Here is a 17,563-nt window from a genome sequence, read left to right on the forward strand (position 1 = left end):
TAATGGGTCAGCAGGAGAAGGTGTCGACGAGCCTCGCCGGTGCGGTCAGCGAGGGCATCAGCGCCTCACTCGCCCCCGTCGACGCGGAGCTCGAGCGCCGCTACCCGGGAGACCCCGGCACCCGCCAGCCGGTCCACACGGTCTACGTACCGGGCGACGCCTTCGACGCCGGCACCATCCGGTCCTGGGGCGACCAGGCGCTCGCGATGCTCGACGAGCACGCGCCGGACGCCGCCTCGTTCGCCGAGGTCCTCGGCCTGAGCGACGAGCTCGCCGAGCCCGTCTACAGCCGCGTCCGCGCCAAGCTGGAGCGCGAGCCCGTCGAGGACCTCCGGGTCGACTTCGAGGACGGCTACCGCCCCAAGTCCGACGCCGACGAGGACGAGACGGCCGCCCGTGCCGCCCGCGTCATCTCCGAGGCGTTCGCGAACGGCACCGCCGCCCCGTACATGGGCATCCGCATGAAGTGCATGGAGGCCCCGGTCCGCGACCGCGGCATCCGCACCCTCGACATCTTCCTCACCGGCCTCATGGAGCACGGCGGCCTGCCCGAGGGACTCGTCCTCACGCTGCCGAAGGTGACGTACCCGGAGCAGGTCACCGCGATGGTGCGGCTCGTCGAGGCCTTCGAGAAGCAGCACGGCCTGGACGCCGGCCGGATCGGCTTCGAGATCCAGATCGAGACCAGCCAGTCCATCCTCGGCGCCGACGGCACCGCCGCCGTGGCCAAGATGATCGACGCCGCCGAAGGCCGCGCCACCGGTCTGCACTACGGCACCTTCGACTACAGCGCCTGCCTCGGCGTCTCCGCCGCCTACCAGGCCAGCGACCACCCGGCCGCCGACTACGCGAAGGCCGTCATGCAGGTCGCCGCCGCCGGCACGGGCGTCCGCGTCTCGGACGGCTCCACCAACGTCCTGCCGATCGGCACGACCGCCAAGGTCCACGACGCGATGCGCCTGCACTACGGCCTCACCCGCCGCGCCCTGGCCCGCGCCTACTACCAGGGCTGGGACATGCACCCGGGCCACATCCCCACCCGCTACGCCGCCGTCTTCGCCTTCTACCGCGAGGGCTTCGAGGCCGCCGCCGCGCGCCTCGCCGCCTACGCCAAGCAGGCCGCCGGCGACATCGCCGACGAGCCCGCCACCGCCAAGGCCCTCGCCGGCTACCTGCTGCGCGGCATGGACTGCGGTGCCCTCGACTCCGGCGAGGTCGTCAGCCGGACCGGCCTCACGCTCGCCGGGCTCGAGCACTACGCGGGCCCGCGCCGCGGCGACCTGACGGTCAAGGGCAAGTAGCCCCCGGCGCGCACTCCGTAGCGCGTCGCGAAGACTCTGTCCCTCCCCGGGGTCGGCCGGGGAGGGGCAGAAGTGTGTCCGGGGGTCCGCCGGCCGGGTCGGTGGGCGGGTGGCCGTTCGCCGGGGCGCGCCGGATGTGGCCGCGGCGTGGCGTCCCGGCTGTGTTCGCGCCGGGGCTCTCAGCTGGTCGCCGGGTGCGATGCCGCCGAAGTCGATCGGCGGCGCTGCTGCCCGGACCGCGAAACCGCTGCGTCCCGGACCGGCCTGACGGGTCAGTCGGCCGGAGGCAGCTCGCCCGAGCCGCGCCGGATCAGCCGCGTCGGCAGCTCGATGCGCTCCGGGAGCAGGGTCGCCCCGTCCAGCTGGCGGAACAGCCGCTCGGCGGCCGTGCGGCCCAGCTGCGCCGCGTCCTGCGCGACGACGGTCACGCCGGGGCTCAGCAGGTCGCCCAGCTCGATGTCGTCGAAGCCCACGAGCGCCACGGAGCGCCGCTGCTCGGCCAGGACACGGATCACGGTGACCGTCACACGGTTGTTCCCCGCGAAGATCGCGGTCACCGGGTCGGGCCCGGTCAGCATCTCCTCGGCGGCCCGCCGCACGCGCTCCGGGTCGGTGACGCCCAGCGACATCCAGCGGTCCGCCACCGGTATGCCGGCGTCCTCCATCGCGGCGCGGTAGCCGCGCAGTCGCTCCGCGGCCGTGTGGATGCGCGGCTGGTCGCCGATGAAGCCGATCCGCCGGTGCCCGCCCGCGATCAGGTGCGCGACGCCGTCCCGGGCCCCGCCGAAGCTGTCCGACAGGACCACGTCCGCGTCGATCCGCCCGGCCGGACGGTCCACGAACACGGTGGCCACACCCGCCGCGATCTCCGGCTCCAGATAACGGTGGTCGTCCCCGGCCGGGATCACCACGAGGCCGTCCACGCGCCGCGCGCACAGCGCGAGCACCAGCTCCTGCTCGCGCTCCGGGTCCTCCGCGCTCGACCCGTTGATGAGCAGCGCGCCGTGCGCCCGCGCGACCTCCTCCACGGCCCGGCTGAGCGGCCCGTAGAACGGGTCGGCGAGATCCTCCAGGACGAGGCCGATGCTCGCCGTACGGCCCTTGCGCAGGACGCGGGCGCTGTCGTTGCGCCGGAAGCCGAGTGCGGCGATCGCCTCCTGCACGCGCCGCTCGGTGTCCGGGGTGACGCCGGGTTCCCCGTTGACGACGCGGGACACGGTCTTGAGGCCGACTCCGGCCCGCGCGGCGACGTCCTTCATCGTCGGGCGGTTGCCGTAGCGGCTCTCGGTGCGGCGGGCGGTACGGTCCACTGTGCGCTGTCCTGTCCTGTCGTCGCGGCCGTGCGACCGGTCGAGGCGACCGCACTCGGAGGCGGGGCGACGGCCGTTCGTCAGGTGTTCATGATGCGGTATGCCGGTGTGGCGTCGAGCATAGGCCCTGGACAACGTTGTCAGGCTCGGGGGAGACTGTCGACCGCATGCTCAGGCTTCCTTACAGTTGCCTCCTCGACCTGCCTTTTCCCGGCCTTCCCCAGGGGGATCCGACACCGATGCACATGGACCTCGTCGCCGCGCTGGACATCGGCGGCACCAAGATCGCCGGCGCCCTGGTGGACGACCGGGGCCGCATCCTGCTGCGGGCGCAGCGGCCGACGCCCGCGCAGGAGGACGGCGACACGGTGATGGGCGCGGTCGAGGCGGTGCTCGACGAGCTCGCGGCCTCCCCGCTGTGGTCCGGCGCCCGCGCCGTGGGCATCGGCAGCGCGGGACCCGTGGACCGCCTCGGGGGCACGGTCAGCCCGGTCAACGTGCCCGGCTGGCGCGGCTTCCCGCTCGTCTCCCGCGTGCGGTCCCACGTCGGCGGCCTGCCCGTCGAGCTCGTCGGCGACGGCGTGGCGATGACGGCCGCCGAGCACTGGCAGGGCGCCGCGCGCGGTCACGACAACGCGCTGTGCATGGTGGTCTCCACCGGCGTCGGCGGCGGCCTGATCCTGGGCGGACAGCTGCACCCCGGCCCGACGGGCAACGCGGGCCACATCGGCCACATCAGCGTCGATCTCGACGGCGATCTCTGCCCCTGCGGTGCCCGCGGCTGCGTCGAGCGCATCGCGAGCGGTCCGAACATCGCGCGGCGCGCCCTCTCCGACGGCTGGCGCCCCGGGCCCGACGGTGACGCGTCCGCCGCCGCGGTGGCCCGCGCCGCCCGGGCGGGCGACCGGGCGGCCGTCGCCTCCTTCGAGCGCGCGGCCCAGGCCCTGGCCGCCGGCATCGCCGCCACCGCGACGCTCGTCGAGATCGACATCGCCGTCATCGGCGGGGGAGTGGCGAAGGCGGGCGAGGTCCTCTTCGCGCCGCTGCGCCGCGCCCTGCGCGACTACGCCACGCTCTCCTTCGTCCAGCGCCTCGAGGTGGCCCCCGCGTCCACGGGGACCGACGCGGGGCTCGTCGGGGCGGCCGCCGCGGCACTGCGCATGGGCGCACGCGCGGGCGAGGCGCATCCGCAGGCCGTGTGACGCCATGCCCGCCGGTGTTCCGCACACCGCCGTTCACCTGCCCTTCGCCCGGAATTCGTACGCGATTTCCGGGCATCGCGGGCTTCTGACGCCGTGCTTGAAGTGCGTGCTCCTGTTCCCCTACGGTCGCTGGAACGCGGCGCCCCCACAGCGCTCGTCCCCCACCCCCCTTACCCCCATGTACGCCGTCACGTCGTCTACCCGTGAGGGTCACCGAACCATGCGAGCGCTACTTTCCGGCAAGACCGCCCGACGGGCCCTGCGCCCGGTCGTCGACCTCATCGACCAGCGGATCGACCAGCGCGTCGAACGCCGCGTCGCACCTCTGCGCCATCGCCAGCGGCCTCTGGAGCTTCTGCTCGACGGCACGGGACGCGGACCGTCCCGGCTCCCCGCCCAGGTCCATCTCGACCGCCTCGTCGGGGAGTTGGAGCAGCTGACCGGCGACCGCGCGGGCGCGGAACGCAATGTCGCCCAGTCGTTCCGCCTCCTCATCGCCCTGGAGTCCCTCGGCGTCGGCCGCATCGCCGGCGGCACCATGAACATCTGCGGCAAGCTCTCCGCCGTCCCGCTGCTCGACCCGCCGAACGACGACGTCCTCGAGATCGGCACGCTCTACGGGATGTTCGGCGCGGCCATGATCCGGATGCTGGAGCGCGCGGGACGCGATCCGCGCCTGACGATCGTCGATCCGCTCGCCGGACTGCAGCTCCAGCCGGGCACCACCGAGGGCGCCGACCCGACGGGCACCCCCGTGCGGGGCGCCGCCGTCCGCACCAACCTCGCCCTCGCCGGCGAGGCGGGCGCCGCGGCCCGCATCCAGCGCGGCTTCTCCGGCGACCCGGACGTCCGCACCGCCGTCGCCGACCGCGCCTACGGCGTGATCATCGTCGACGGCGACCACTCGGCACCGGGCGTGGCGGCGGACCTGGCCTGGGCCGAGGAGATCGCGGCACCGGGCGCCATCGTCGTCCTCGACGACTTCGGCCACGCCAAGTGGCCGGGCATCAAGGAGGCGTTCGAGAAGCACATGGCGGGCGACACCCGCCTGAGGTTCCTGGGCCAGGCGGCCAACTCGGGGTTCCTGCGGGCGGATTGACGGCCGTCGACGGGCACCGGGCCGCACGCGCGCAGCAGGCTGCCCGGGCCTCAGCCGACGAGGCGCTCCACCAGGAGCAGGGCGCCGATGGCGATCATCATGGCGCCGCTGACGCGGGTGACGATGCGGGCGGCCGAGGGGCGGGTGCTCAGGACCGTGCGGGCCAGCACGCCGACGGCCAGATAGACGACCGCGCACGCGATGAGGTGCACGGTGCTCAGCAGGCCCGTCTGCGCGGCGGCCGGCCAGCCCGTGGCGGGGTCGATGAACTGCGGGAACAGGGAGAAGTACAGCAGCAGGGCCTTCGGGTTCAGGCCGCTGGTCCCCGCCCCCTTGATCATGGCTTGCAGCCGGGACGTGTCGGGGCCCTCTGCGGCTGCCGCCGGCACGGCCGGCTGCCGCAGCACGCCCCAGCCCAGCCACAGCAGATAGCCGGCGCCCGCGACGGTCAGTGCCGTGAGCGCGGCCGGGTAGCTCGCCACGACGACCGCCAGGCCGGCGACGGCGACGAGGGCGTAGACCGCGTGACCGGCGATCAGTCCGGCCACCGCCGGGACGACGGAACGCCCCCGCAGTCCGGCGGAGATCGCGTAGGCCCAGTCCGCGCCCGGAGTGAACACCAGCAGCAGGTCCACCATCAGGAAGGCCGCCAGCGTCGTCGTGTCCATCGATCGTTCCCTCTCGCATTGTTGCTCTGGAGGGAAGGCTAGGTCGAATGCCCCCGAAGGTGTTTGCATCCTTACCCCGCTACGGCGCTGCCTGGGGGAGAATATTCGCCATGGACGCCTTGGATCGGAAAATTCTTGCTGAGCTGCAGTTCGACGGCCGTCTGACGATCACCGAGCTGGCCGCCCGGGTGCAGCTCAGCGTCTCGCCCTGCCACCGCCGGCTGCGCGACCTCGAACGAGAGGGCGCGATCCGTGGCTACCGCGCGGTCGTCGACCCGGCGGCCGTCGGCCTGAACTTCGAGGCGCTGGTCTTCGCGACCCTGCGCTGGGAGACCCCGGACACGGTGACGGCCTTCGAAGAGGCGGTCACCGCCGTCCCGCACGTCCTCCAGGCGCAACGCCTCTTCGGCGAGCCGGACTACCTCCTGCGCGTGGCCACCAGCGACCTCGCCGCCTTCCAGCAGCTCTACGACGAACAGCTGGCGCGACTGCCCGGAGTCCAGCGCCTGACCTCCACCCTGGTCATGAAGAACGTGATCGCCGACCGGCCTCTGCCCGAGTAGGTGCGGCGGCCCGGAGCGGCCGGGATGTCCCGCGCTGCCGGTCCGCGCGGCGGCGGGTCTCCGCCCGCAGGGCCGTCAGCCACGGCCAGAGGTCGGGGAGGGCCTGTTCCGGGCACACCAGCACGTGCTCGATGCGACACTGCTGCGCGCCGTCCACGGGGCAGACGCCGTAGACGGTCACCCGGCCGTCGGACAGTTCGATCCACCGGCGCTCGGCGGGCACCACATGGGCGGGGACGCGCAGGGCCGGCTCGAGGCGGACGAGGTCGTGTTCCGGCGTCCGGGCCTCCTCCTGCGGGAGTCCGCAGGCCGGGCAGGGCAATTCGGGGGCCGTCCGCAACCGGCGGAGCTTCTCGTCGGAATCGCTCATGTACCGAGCGTGCGGGCTGCCCGCGGACGCCACAGGATCGGCAATCGGACGGGACGGGTGGGCAAGCGCGGGCGGAGGGCGACACGTGAGGCGCCCGAGGCCCCGTCGGTGCGCGGACGCCTCGTGCGGCGCGGCCGACGGACGCCCCCGGATGCTCAGCGGAGGGCTTCGTGGAGGGTGGGCACCGGGGTCAGGGTCTCGGTGAGTCCGGCCACGTCGATGATGCGCAGGGTCAGAGGGTGGCGGCAGACCACCGTCGTGCGGGCGCCGCGGGCGCGGGTGCGGCGGCTGGCGCGGACCAGGAGGGTCAGGCCGGAGCAGTCGAGGAAGGTCGTGGCGGTCAGATCCACGGCCACGACCCGGTACGGGCCCGCCGCGACGGTGTCCAGAAGCGGCGTCATCCGCTGGAGCGCGAGGATGTCGATCTCCCCGTCGAGCTCGACCACGACGCTGTCGCCGGTCTCGCGGACCACGGGCGGCGGGCCGGGGTCGGCGGCGGAACGGGTGAGGGTGAGGTGGTCTGCGCGGTGGCCCTGTCGCATGGGTCCCCCCGGGTTCGGGCACCTGTCCGGCTCCGGGAGGGGAGCCGAGGGTGTGGTCACGGAATCTCGGTATGCGGACGTACACGCGGACGCCGGGGGCTGGGGCGTCTGCGCGGTCACGGTAACGGCCGGGCCCCCGGGTTGCCCCGAGGTCTCGAATTCCCGCACGGACTCGTCACTTGATGGAGTGAATCGCATGGTGGCGGGTTGACCGGCGGGGGCGTGTCCGACCCCTCATCAGTGTCTGGTTTCCGTGGCAGGGTGTTGCGGGCAAGCCTCTGGGGGCCGACGAAGAGGGGGAACCGTGATCGTCTGGGTCAACGGCGCGTCTCGTGCGGGCAAGACCACCGCCGCCCGGGAGCTGATCGATCTGATCCCGAACTGCACGCTCTTCGACCCCGAGGTGATCGACGCCGAACTGGAGCGCCTGCTGCCGCCCAAGCGGCTCGCGGAAGTCAGCGACCGGCAGGACCTGCGCATCTGGCGACGCCTCGTGGTCGACACCGCCGCCGCCCTCCACGCCGAGCTGGGCGGGGTGCTCGTGGTGCCGCTGGCGCTGCTGCGCCAGGAGTACCGCGACGAGATCTTCGGAGGGCTCGCCGCCCGCCGCATCCCGGTCTGCCATGTGCTCCTCGCCCCAGGGGAAACGATCCTGCGCGAGCGAGACCCCGCCGGCGAGGCCCCGGCGGACATCGAGCCGTACCGTGCCGCGTTCACGACCTGGCTCGCCGCCGACGCCTACCCGGTCGACAACGGCGCCCTGACCCCGCGTGAGACCGCGATACGGATCGCCGCCGCCGTCCGTACGGGGGAGGCGGCGCCCTGCGACATCGTGCAGACACCCGAACCGACCGCCGAGACCGTCGCCGCCGGTGTGCTCCTCTTCGACGCCGAGGACCGGGTGCTGCTCGTCGACCCGACGTACAAGCCGGGCTGGGAGTTCCCCGGCGGGGTCGTCGAACCGGGGGAGGCGCCGGCGCGGGCCGGGATGCGGGAGGTCGCCGAGGAGACCGGGATACGGCTCGTCGACGTGCCGGGGCTGCTGGTCGTCGACTGGGAGCGGCCCGTGCCTCCGGCGTACGGGGGGCTGCGGATGCTGTTCGACGGGGGGCGGCTGGAGCCCGGGGTCGAAGTCGTGCTGCCGGGGCCCGAGTTGCGGGCCTGGCGGTTCGTCACGGAGGAGGAGGCGGCGGGGTTGCTGCCGCCCGTGCGGTTCGAGCGGTTGCGGTGGGCGCTGAGGGCGCGGGAGCGCGGGGCCGCGCACTATCTGGAAGCGGGGGTGCCCCTGGGGTGACCTGGGGCGTGGTGCGGGGAACTCGCCGTAGTTGTGAGGTGCGTTGTCGGCTTGCGGTGCGTCGTGGCCGGTAGCGCAGTTCCCCGCGCCCCTGGAGGCATGCGGCTTCGCCGCGCCTCCTCCCTTGGTGTGCCCCTGGAGACGTGCGCTTCGCCGCGTCCACTCCCCTTTGGTGCGCCCCCGGAGGCATGTGCTTCGCCGCGTGTCCCCCAGGGGGTCGGCCCTCAGGTCGGGAGGTCGTAGGTTGCCGCTGATGCGCGCAGTGCCGCGCCCGCGTCGCTCGTCAGCGGTTCCCCGTGGCCGAAGCAGGCCAGGTCCGGGTCCAGGGACGCCAGGTGGTGGAAGGAGCCGACGGCCCGGGGGCGGTTCTGGTTGAAGACACCGAGGACGATCTGGGAGTCCACGGGGGACGCGGCGATCGCGTCGCCGGTGAACAGGACGCCGTGGTGCGGGAGATGGAGGGCGATCGAGCCCTCCGTGTGGCCCGGCGCCGGGACCACCACCGCGCCGCCGCCGATGCCGTCGAGGAGCTCGCCGTCCTTCAGTTCCCGCACCGAGGACGGGAGTTCGGGGTGCGCGGGCGGGGCCGGGAGGGCGGCCAGGGCCGCGGCGTGGATCGGGCGCTCCCAGTCCTCGAAGACCGGGTCGGGGCCGGGGCGTTCGCCGCGGATGTACGGGGCGTCGAGGTGGTGGGCGAGGATCTCGGCGCCGCTGATACGGGCGAACTCGACGGCTCCGCCCGCGTGGTCCTCGTGGAAGTGGGTGAGGACGATGCGGCGCACGTCCTGCGGGGCGTGCCCCCAGTCTCGTACGGCGTCGGCGATCGGCCCGCCCGCGCCGTACGCGCCCGCGTCGATCAGGGTCAGCTCGGAGCCGTCCCGCCAGAGGTAGGCCTGGCCGACGGGGAAGCGCAGGAGGCGCAGGCGCGGAGTGAGGTCACGGATCTCGGTCAGGGCGTAGGGCTTCATGCCGTGAACGTAGGCGCGGAACGGGCCGAGGGCCGCCCGTCTCTGCCGGGAGCAGAGAGGAGCGGCCCTCGGGAACGCGTCAGTTGGCGGCAGCCGCGTACTTCTGGAGGAACAGCGCCTCCGCCACCGAGAGCCGCTTGAGCTCGTCCGGCGACACGCTCTCGTTCACCGCGTGGATCTGCGCCTCCGGCTCGCTGAGCCCGATGAGCAGGATCTCCGCCTCGGGGTAGAGCGAGGCCAGCGTGTTGCACAGCGGGATCGAGCCGCCCTGGCCGGCGAACTGCATCTCCTGACCGTCGTACGCCTCCGCCATGGCCTCGGCCATCGCCGCGTACGCCGGGCTCTTCGTGTTCGCGCGGAATGCCTGGCCCTGGCCGACCTGCTCCACGCTCACCCGGGCGCCCCACGGGGTGTGCGCCTCGATGTGCCCGGCCAGCAGCTTGGTCGCCTCGGCGGCGTCCTGGCCCGGCGGCACCCGCAGGCTGATCAGCGCACGGGCGCCGGCCTGCACGGACGGCGTCGCGCCGACCACCGGCGGGCAGTCGATGCCGAGGACGGTCACGGCGGGCCGCGCCCAGATCCGGTCGGCGACCGTGCCGGAACCGATCAGCTCGACCCCGTCGAGCACCTTCGCGTCCTTGCGGAAGCTCTCCTCGTCGTACTGCAGCCCGTCCCACTGCGCGCCGCCCGGCAGCCCGTCGACGACGGTCGAACCGTCCTCGTCGCGCAGCGAGTCCAGTACGCGGATCAGCGCGGCGAGCGCGTCGGGCGCGGCCCCGCCGAACTGACCGGAGTGCAGATTGCCCTCCAGGGTGTCGACCTGGACCCGCACCAGCGTCATGCCGCGCAGCGTCGAGGTCGCCGTCGGCAGGCCGACCCGGAAGTTGCCCGCGTCGCCGATGACGATGGTGTCGGCCGTGAGCAGGTCCGGGTGCTGCTCCGCGTAGCGCTCCAGGCCGCCCGTGCCCATCTCCTCCGAGCCCTCGGCGATGACCTTGACGCCGACCGGGACGCCGCCGTTCGCCTTCAGTGCGCGCAGGGCGAGCAGGTGCAGCAGCACACCGCCCTTGCAGTCGGCCGAGCCGCGCCCGTACCAGCGGCCGTCCTCGCGCTCGGTCAGCTCGAACGGGGGCGTGGCCCACGCGCTCTCGTCCAGCGGCGGCTGCACGTCGTAGTGCGCGTACAGGAGCACGGTCGGGGCGCCCGCGGGACCGGGCAGGTAGCCGTACACGGACTGGGTGCCGTCCGGGGTGTCGAGGAGCGCGACGTCCTGGAAGCCCTCGGCGCGCAGCGCGTCGGCGACCCAGTTCGCGGCGCCCTCGCTCTCGCTCTTCGGGTACTGGTCGAAGTCCGCCACCGACTTGAAGGCCACCAGTTCTGTCAGCTCCGCCTTGGCGCGGGGCAGCAGTGAGGCGACGGTCTCGGCGATCGGATGCGGCGACATGGGCACGCTCCTCGTGGGTGCGACGTTGTGCAGGGTGTGCCGATGATCCTCCCACAGCGGGTCGGCGCGGAGCCGGTCGTAGGATGCGGGGGAGCAAGGCGGCAGGCAGTCCCATCAGTGGCGATTCGGGAGCAGTAGACCATCGTGAGCAGCGAGAACCCGGCGGACGGCAATGAGACGGGCGACGAGCGGGACCTGAGCGTGTGGGACGTCGTGGTGGTGGGCGCGGGCCCCGCCGGTGCGTCCGCCGCGTACGCGGCCGCGGTCGCCGGCCGCCGGGTGCTGCTCCTGGAGAAGGCCGAGCTCCCGCGGTACAAGACGTGCGGCGGCGGCATCATCGGCCCCTCGCGCGACTCGCTGCCGCCGGGCTTCGAGCTGCCGTTCAAGGACCGGATCGACGCGGTCACGTTCTCGCTCAACGGCAAGTACACGCGCACGCGGCGCTCCCGCAGCATGCTGTTCGGGCTGATCAACCGCCCGGAGTTCGACGCGCAGCTCGTCGAGCACGCCCAGAAGGCCGGGGCCGAACTGCGCACGGGCGTCACCGTGTCCCGGGTCGAGCAGCACGGATCGGCCGTCCCCGACCGGCGCACCGTCGCCGTCGTGCTCCAGGACGGCGAGACGGTCCTGGCGCGGGCCGTCGTCGGCGCGGACGGCAGCGCCAGCCGCATAGGAGCGCACGTCGGGGTCAAGCTCGACCAGGTGGACCTCGGCCTGGAGGCGGAGATCCCGGTGCCCGAGACGGTCGCCGAGGACTGGCGCGGGCGCGTCCTCATCGACTGGGGCCCGATCCCCGGCAGTTACGGCTGGGTGTTCCCCAAGGGCGACACGCTCACCGTCGGCGTGATCTCGGCCCGCGGTGAAGGCGCCGCCACCAAGCGGTACTTGGAGGACTTCATCGGGCGGCTCGGCCTCGCCGGCTTCGAGCCCGCCATCTCGTCCGGGCACCTGACCCGCTGCCGCGCCGACGACTCCCCGCTCTCCCGCGGCCGGGTCCTGGTCTGCGGTGACGCGGCTGGACTGCTGGAGCCGTGGACCCGCGAGGGCATCTCGTTCGCGCTGCGCTCGGGGCGGCTCGCGGGGGAGTGGGCGGTGCGGGTCGCCGAGGCGCACGACGCGGTGGACGCGCGGCGGCAGGCGCTCAACTACGCCTTCGCGATCAAGGCCGGGCTCGGCGTCGAGATGGCCGTCGGCCGGCGCATGCTGACCGTGTTCGCCCGGAGCCCCGGACTGATCCACACCGCGATCACCGGCTTCCGCCCCGCCTGGCACGCCTTCGCGAAGATCGTCCGCGGCTCGTCCTCGCTCGCTGAGATCGTGCGCACGCACCCCGTCGCGGGACGCGTCCTGTCCCGGCTCGACCGGCAGGAGGGCGACGCGGTCAGCTCGTGACCGTGACGTGCGACGGAAGACCCGGCGCCGCACGACGGCGGGCCGGCCCGCCGCGCCGGCGGCGCGTACTCCGCGGGGAGTATGTGTGATCGCCACGCCTGGCTGACGCCTGGCGAGGGGCCCGGCGCTTAGCGTGGCGGCATGGACGAACGACGCGAGCGCGCCGGCGGCCCGCCGCCCGGCGACCCGGGCGGCGGGCCGCCGTGGAGCGGGCCGGGGCCCGGGTGGTGGAACCAGGGGCCCGCCTGGTGGAACCGGGCCGGTGGTACGCGGTGGCCGTGGCGGTCCACGGTGTTCGTCACGGCGTTCGTGCTGCTCGGGTCGAGCTTCGCGGGGCACGGCCAGGCCGACCGGGTCCAGCTCGACGTGTTCGCCCGCCTTCTGCTGCTCGCCGCCGGGCTCGCCCTGCTGTGGCGGCAGCGGTACCCCGTCGTCGTCGCCTTCGGCACGGCCGTGCTGGCGCTCGTCTATCTGGGCGCCGGATATCCGTACGGGCCCGTCTTCCTCACCGTGGCGCTGGCCTGCTTCTCCGCGATCGTCGCCGGGTACCGGTGGGCCGCGTGGGGCGCGGTCGGGCTGCTCTGGCTCGGGCATCTCGTCGTCGCGCACTGGCTCTACCCGCACCTGCCGCCCGCCCACGACGACGCCGCGTCCTGGGGGCAGGAAGGGCTGATCCTCGCCTGGGTGCTCGCCATCGTCGCCGTCGCCGAACTGGCCCGGGCGCGCCGCGAGCAATGGCAGCAGGCCCGCGCGGAACGGGAACGGGCCGCCCGCCGGCGCGCCGACGAGGAACGGCTGCGCATCGCCCGCGAACTCCACGACGTCCTCGCCCACTCCCTCTCCGTGATCAACGTGCAGGCGGGCGTCGGCCTCGCCCTGCTCGACGGCGACCCGGAGCAGGCACGCACCGCGCTCACCACCATCAAGGCCACCAGCAAGGAGGCCCTCGGCGAGGTGCGCCAGGTCCTCGACACCCTGCGGACGCCCGGCGACGCGCCCCGCGCCCCGGCCCCCGGACTCGACCGGCTGCCCGAACTCGTCGAGCAGGCGGGCCACGCCGGACTCACCGTCGACGTCGCTACGGAGGGGAATCCGGTGCCGCTCGCGCCCGGCGCCGACCTCGCCGCGTTCCGCATCGTGCAGGAGGCGCTGACCAACGTCGTACGGCACTCCGAGTCCCGGCGGGCCCGGGTGCGGGTGCGGCACGACGCCGACGCCGTGATCCTCACCGTCGACGACGACGGGCCCGCGAGCCACGCCGAAGCCGGCGGCAGCGGCAACGGACTCGCCGGAATGCGGGAGCGGGCGGCCGCGCTCGGTGGCACGATCGAGGCGGGCCCGCGGGCCGACGGCGGATTCCGGGTCGTCGCCTCGCTGCCGCGCACACCGCCGGCCGCGTCGCCGGTTCCGCCCGCACCGTCATCGGAGGCACCCCGTTGATCCGTGTCCTGCTCGCCGACGACCAGTCGCTGGTCCGCGCCGGATTCAAGGCGCTGCTCGACGCCCAGCCCGACATCGAGGTGGCGGGCGAGGCCGCCGACGGGGAGGCGGCGGTCCGGATGGTGCGCGAACTGCGGCCCGACGTCGTGCTCATGGACATCCGGATGCCGCTGCTCGACGGGCTCGCGGCGACGCGGCGCATCGGTGACGACCCGGACCTGTCGGCCGTACGCGTCGTCATGCTCACCACCTTCGAGCTCGACGAGTACGTCTTCGAGGCGATCCGCGCCGGGGCGTCCGGATTCCTCGTGAAGGACACCGAGCCCGACGAACTGCTGCGGGCGGTGCGGGCTGTCGTGGACGGGGACGCGCTGCTGTCGCCCGGGGTGACGCGGCGGCTGATCTCGGAGTTCGCCGCGCGGTCGAAGGAACCGGCGGCGGCGGGGGCGCTCGCGGAGCTCACGGAGCGGGAGCGGGAGGTGATGGCGCTGGTCGGGATCGGGTTGTCCAACGAGGAGATCGCGCGGCGGCTCGTCGTCAGTCCGCTCACGGCGAAGACGCACGTGAGCCGGACGATGGTGAAGCTCGGTGCGCGCGATCGGGCCCAACTGGTCGTTCTGGCCTACGAATCGGGCCTGGTCCGGCCGGGCTGGCTGGGCTGACCGCCGCGCGCGTGCCGGGCGGCCCTCGGGGTGGGTTCCGGGCGGGTGGCGCGGCTGCGGGTCGGTGGGGCTTCTCGCGCAGTTCCCCGCGCCCCTGACGGGGCGAGTCCGGCCCGGGACTTGATCAGTCCCGTTCCGCCTGGGGTGGCAGGGCGCTCGTCCCGCGGCGGGTTCGGCGTGGGGTGTGCGCGGGTGGGGCGGCTGCGGGTCGGTGGGGCTCTCGCGCAGTTCCCCGCGCCCCTGACGGGGCACGGGGAAGAGGGACCGGCTCGCACCCCCGTGGCGGGCCGGTCCCTCTCGTGCGGGGTGGGGTCAGTCCCGTACGGGGACGCGGTCCTCCGCTGTCTCCGGTACGGAGCGGGCCACGACCACCGAGTCCCGCGAGCGGCTGCGCCGCAGGCCCGGCAGCGTGATCAGCAGGCCCACCACGGCGATCGCGGTGACCACCACGAGGCCCGGCCGGAAGCTGTCGAGGACCGCCTGCGGGGAGGAGCCCTCCGGGGCGTTCGCGGTCACGACCGCGGTCACGACGGCCAGGAAGATCGCCCCGCCCACCTGCACGGACGTGTTCAGGAGTCCGGAGACCATGCCCTGTTCGTCGTCGTCCACACCATTGGTGGCCTGGATGTTGAGGGACGGGAAGACCAGGGCGCACGCGGCGCCGATCAGCAGCATCGTCGGCAGGATGACGACCGCGTAGACGGGGTCGAGGTTGATCCGGAGGAAGAGCGCGTAGCCGACGACCATCAGCCCGAAGCCGACCGCGATGAGCCGCGGCGTGCCGAACCGGTCCACGACCGCGCCGACCTTCGTCGAGGACAGCGCCACCAGCGCGCCCGCCGGCAGGAACGCCAGCGCCATGCTGAGCGCCGACCAGCCGAGCAGCGACTGCAGGTAGAGCGTCGCGAGGAACTGGAAGCTGACGTACGAGCCGAAGAAGGTCATCGCGCCGAGCTGGGCCCGGATCTGCGAGCCGGAGCGCAGCACGCCGAGCCGGATCAGCGGGCCGGGCGAGCGCCGCTCGATGCGGACGAAGAGGGTGAGGAGGACGGCGACGGCGAGGAAGGAGAGGAGGGTGCGGGGCGAGCCCCAGCCGGCCTCCGGCGCCTGGACCACGGTGAAGACGAGCAGCAGCATCGACAGAGTGCCGGTGACGGCGCCCGGGACGTCGTAGCCGCGGTGGTTCTCCTCCTTGGCGCTGTGCGGGATGAGCTTGATGCCGACGAGCAGCGCGATCAGGGCGATCGGCGCGGGCAGCAGCATCGTCAGGCGCCAGCTGGCCTCGGTGAGCAGTCCGGACAGGACGAGGCCCATGGAGAAGCCGGTGGCGGCGCAGGTGGTGTAGATGGACAGGGCGCGGTTGCGGACCGGGCCCTCGGCGAACGTCGTCGTGATGATGGAGAGGCCGGCCGGTGCGGTGAAGGCCGCGCTGAGGCCCTTGATGAAGCGGCTGGCGATGAGCAGCGGCCCGGAGTCGACGAGTCCGCCGAGTACGGAGGCCAGGGCGAAGACGCCGAGCGCGATCAGGAAGACGCGGCGCCGCCCGAGCAGGTCGGCCGCGCGGCCGCCGAGCAGCAGCAGGCCGCCGTAGCCGAGGATGTAGCCGCTGACGACCCACTGGAGGGTCGCCGTCGAGAGGCCGAGTTCGGTGCCGATCGAGGGCAGGGCGACGCCGACCATCGAGACGTCGAGCGCGTCGAGGAACATCGCGGCGCAGAGTACGAGCAGGGTCCCCCACAGCCGGGGCGACCAGTGGGACTGGTCCGGTGCGGTCGACGGATCCTTGGCGGTCGGCTCCGGGGACAGCGGAGCGGACGCCGCGGCGTCGGTGAGCGGAGAGGTCATGCGCAGCACACTACATGCACATGCATTGACTGCAAGTGCATTTAATTCCGATGCAACAAAGGGCGTCTTTTCTGCTACGGTGCGGTTATGACGGCACAGGAGTCGGAAGCGAGGGCCGGCGCGGGCCTCGTGGATCAATGGCGGGACATCCTCGCCAAGCACGCGCGCACCATGTGTGAGCTCGACCGCGAGCTGCACGGACACGGCCTGGGCGCCAGCGACTTCGAGGTGCTCGACGTGCTCGCCGAAGGCACCCCGCAGGACGACTCCGCCGGGTTCCGCGTGCAGGAGATCGCCGGCCAGGTCCACCTGAGCCAGAGCGCCCTGTCCCGGCTCATCGGCCGCCTGGAGAAGGACGGCCTCGTCGCGCGCGGCATGTGCAGCGAGGACCGTCGCGGCGTACGGGTGTGCCTGACGCCGAAGGGGCGGGCGCTGCACGCCGAGGTGCGGCCGCTGCAGCGGGCCGTCCTGAGCCGGATGCTGGAGTCCGGCGCCTGACGGCCCGCGCGGCCGGCCGGCTCAGCTCCAGGTGATCGCCGAGTTCTCCCGCCACAGTGTGGCGACGGAGGCGTCGCCGCTCACGGACGGGAACGGCGCGCGGTTCCACAGCGCCACGTACAGGCGCGCGGCGGTCCCGGCCACTTCGCAGTCGGCCTCGCCCGCGTCGCCGGACTCGGTCGCCGGGGGCTCCTGACCGATCCGTACGGTCCACACGCGGTCGGCGTCCGTCGCCCGCACCCGCAGCACCTTGGGCGCGTCGGACCGCACCCGGCTCTTGGGGCGGGCGTGCATGCCGAGGAGCAGTTCCTCGATCCCGTCGACGGCGAGCTCGCGCGGGACGGTGTCCGGCGCGGCCGCTAGCGCCGACTGGGCGTCCACGCGGTGCACGGTCGTCTCGTGCGCCTGCCGCCTCGCCCAGAACGCGAGCGGCGACGGGGCGGGCAGGAAACTCCAGCACGCCACGTCGGGCGCGGCGCGCGTGAGCGTGTCCACGAGCTGGGCGTGCCCCTCCCGGAACCAGGCGATGAGCGCCTCCCCGTCGAGATCGGGCAGCCCTCCGTCGGGGTGGTACGACGTGTGGCCCTCCGCGACGAAGGCCGCGGCCCAGCGGTGCACCATGCCCGTGTGCCGCAGCAGGTCGCGGATCTGCCAGTCGGGGCAGGTGGGGACCTTGGCGTCGGTCCCGGCCCGCTCGGCGGCGTCCGCGAGCGCGCGGCCCTCCCGGTCGAGGGCCTGCAGGTGTTCGGCGATGTCCATGGGGTGAGTGTGCCGGGTGAAGCCCGCCCCCGGGCAGGAGTTTTTCTCTGTTCTCCTGCGGCCTCAAATGCGTTGCCGGGGAAGGGAGCAGCCGCTAGGTTCGGTGCGTCGTCCGCCCGTTCGGGAGGAGCGGCGCCGTCGACGAGGAGGTGTGGAGCACATGCGCAGGAGTGCCCGGCAGTCGGACCCCCGTACCGCCCATGACC

The 17,563-nt window shown here is 73.6% G+C and carries 17 protein-coding genes; 9 read left to right on the forward strand and 8 right to left on the reverse strand.

Annotated elements, in window-relative coordinates:
• The first annotated feature begins 2 nt into the window (after positions 1 to 2).
• Positions 3 to 1,301 (forward strand): DUF6986 family protein, encoded by a 1,299-nt coding sequence (locus tag IAG42_RS31755; protein WP_188340394.1) that lies wholly within the window; start codon positions 3 to 5, stop codon positions 1,299 to 1,301.
• A 272-nt stretch (positions 1,302 to 1,573) separates the two neighbouring features.
• Here IAG42_RS31755 and IAG42_RS31760 read toward each other — a convergent pair whose 3' ends face one another.
• Positions 1,574 to 2,611, reverse strand: coding sequence for a LacI family DNA-binding transcriptional regulator (locus tag IAG42_RS31760; protein WP_188340395.1), 1,038 nt, complete (start codon positions 2,609 to 2,611; stop codon positions 1,574 to 1,576).
• 239 nt (positions 2,612 to 2,850) lie between these two features.
• On the opposite strand from IAG42_RS31760, the gene IAG42_RS31765 reads away from it, so the two are divergent.
• Together IAG42_RS31765 and IAG42_RS31770 are read left to right on the forward strand one after the other, a co-directional pair.
• On the forward strand, positions 2,851 to 3,813 hold the full coding sequence (locus tag IAG42_RS31765) for an ROK family protein (RefSeq protein ID WP_188340396.1): 963 nt from the start codon (positions 2,851 to 2,853) through the stop codon (positions 3,811 to 3,813).
• 220 nt (positions 3,814 to 4,033) lie between these two features.
• Positions 4,034 to 4,912 (forward strand): class I SAM-dependent methyltransferase, encoded by an 879-nt coding sequence (locus IAG42_RS31770; protein ID WP_188340397.1) that lies wholly within the window; start codon positions 4,034 to 4,036, stop codon positions 4,910 to 4,912.
• Positions 4,913 to 4,962: 50 nt separating this feature from the next.
• Here the strand turns inward: IAG42_RS31770 and IAG42_RS31775 are convergent, their stop codons facing one another.
• Entirely contained in the window at positions 4,963 to 5,580 is a 618-nt protein-coding gene (locus IAG42_RS31775) for a LysE family translocator (protein ID WP_188340398.1), read from the reverse strand.
• A 110-nt stretch (positions 5,581 to 5,690) separates the two neighbouring features.
• Between IAG42_RS31775 and IAG42_RS31780 the strand changes: the two genes are divergently transcribed.
• On the forward strand, positions 5,691 to 6,143 hold the full coding sequence (locus tag IAG42_RS31780) for an Lrp/AsnC family transcriptional regulator (protein WP_188340399.1): 453 nt from the start codon (positions 5,691 to 5,693) through the stop codon (positions 6,141 to 6,143).
• Here the strand turns inward: IAG42_RS31780 and IAG42_RS31785 are convergent.
• Together IAG42_RS31785 and IAG42_RS31790 are read right to left on the reverse strand one after the other, a co-directional pair.
• On the reverse strand, positions 6,103 to 6,513 hold the full coding sequence (locus IAG42_RS31785) for a DUF6083 domain-containing protein (RefSeq protein WP_223206234.1): 411 nt from the start codon (positions 6,511 to 6,513) through the stop codon (positions 6,103 to 6,105). The two genes, IAG42_RS31780 and IAG42_RS31785, sit on opposite strands and share 41 nt — an antisense overlap.
• 155 nt (positions 6,514 to 6,668) lie before the next feature.
• Positions 6,669 to 7,055: an STAS domain-containing protein gene (locus IAG42_RS31790; RefSeq protein WP_188340400.1), complete on the reverse strand. Its 387-nt coding sequence runs from the start codon at positions 7,053 to 7,055 to the stop codon at positions 6,669 to 6,671.
• Between the two features lie 304 nt (positions 7,056 to 7,359).
• Between IAG42_RS31790 and IAG42_RS31795 the strand changes: the two genes are divergently transcribed.
• Entirely contained in the window at positions 7,360 to 8,349 is a 990-nt protein-coding gene (locus IAG42_RS31795; protein ID WP_188340401.1) for an NUDIX domain-containing protein, read from the forward strand.
• Positions 8,350 to 8,573: 224 nt separating this feature from the next.
• Here the strand turns inward: IAG42_RS31795 and IAG42_RS31800 are convergent, their stop codons facing one another.
• On the reverse strand, positions 8,574 to 9,317 hold the full coding sequence (locus tag IAG42_RS31800; RefSeq protein WP_188340402.1) for an MBL fold metallo-hydrolase: 744 nt from the start codon (positions 9,315 to 9,317) through the stop codon (positions 8,574 to 8,576).
• 79 nt (positions 9,318 to 9,396) lie between these two features.
• Positions 9,397 to 10,761, reverse strand: coding sequence for a dipeptidase (locus IAG42_RS31805; protein ID WP_188340403.1), 1,365 nt, complete (start codon positions 10,759 to 10,761; stop codon positions 9,397 to 9,399).
• 144 nt (positions 10,762 to 10,905) lie between these two features.
• Between IAG42_RS31805 and IAG42_RS31810 the strand changes: the two genes are divergently transcribed.
• From IAG42_RS31810 to IAG42_RS31820, 3 genes are all read left to right on the forward strand, one after another.
• Positions 10,906 to 12,153, forward strand: a complete 1,248-nt coding sequence (locus tag IAG42_RS31810) for a geranylgeranyl reductase family protein (RefSeq protein ID WP_188340404.1) — start codon at positions 10,906 to 10,908, stop codon at positions 12,151 to 12,153.
• Between the two features lie 141 nt (positions 12,154 to 12,294).
• The gene (locus IAG42_RS31815) at positions 12,295 to 13,593 is read left to right on the forward strand and encodes a sensor histidine kinase (RefSeq protein ID WP_188340405.1); all 1,299 of its coding nucleotides are present in this window, start codon (positions 12,295 to 12,297) and stop codon (positions 13,591 to 13,593) included.
• Entirely contained in the window at positions 13,590 to 14,255 is a 666-nt protein-coding gene (locus IAG42_RS31820; protein WP_188340406.1) for a response regulator, read from the forward strand. Before IAG42_RS31815 ends, IAG42_RS31820 begins: the two co-directional genes overlap by 4 nt.
• Positions 14,256 to 14,567: 312 nt before the next feature.
• Here IAG42_RS31820 and IAG42_RS31825 read toward each other — a convergent pair whose 3' ends face one another.
• Positions 14,568 to 16,100, reverse strand: a complete 1,533-nt coding sequence (locus tag IAG42_RS31825) for an MFS transporter (protein WP_394811258.1) — start codon at positions 16,098 to 16,100, stop codon at positions 14,568 to 14,570.
• Positions 16,101 to 16,187: 87 nt separating this feature from the next.
• Here IAG42_RS31825 and IAG42_RS31830 point away from each other — a divergent pair, with 87 nt between their 5' ends.
• On the forward strand, positions 16,188 to 16,598 hold the full coding sequence (locus IAG42_RS31830) for a MarR family winged helix-turn-helix transcriptional regulator (RefSeq protein ID WP_188340407.1): 411 nt from the start codon (positions 16,188 to 16,190) through the stop codon (positions 16,596 to 16,598).
• 21 nt (positions 16,599 to 16,619) lie between these two features.
• Here IAG42_RS31830 and IAG42_RS31835 read toward each other — a convergent pair whose 3' ends face one another.
• Entirely contained in the window at positions 16,620 to 17,357 is a 738-nt protein-coding gene (locus IAG42_RS31835) for a maleylpyruvate isomerase family mycothiol-dependent enzyme (RefSeq protein ID WP_188340408.1), read from the reverse strand.
• Positions 17,358 to 17,563 lie beyond the last annotated feature (206 nt).

This window comes from Streptomyces xanthii (assembly GCF_014621695.1).
Taxonomy (GTDB): domain Bacteria; phylum Actinomycetota; class Actinomycetes; order Streptomycetales; family Streptomycetaceae; genus Streptomyces; species Streptomyces xanthii.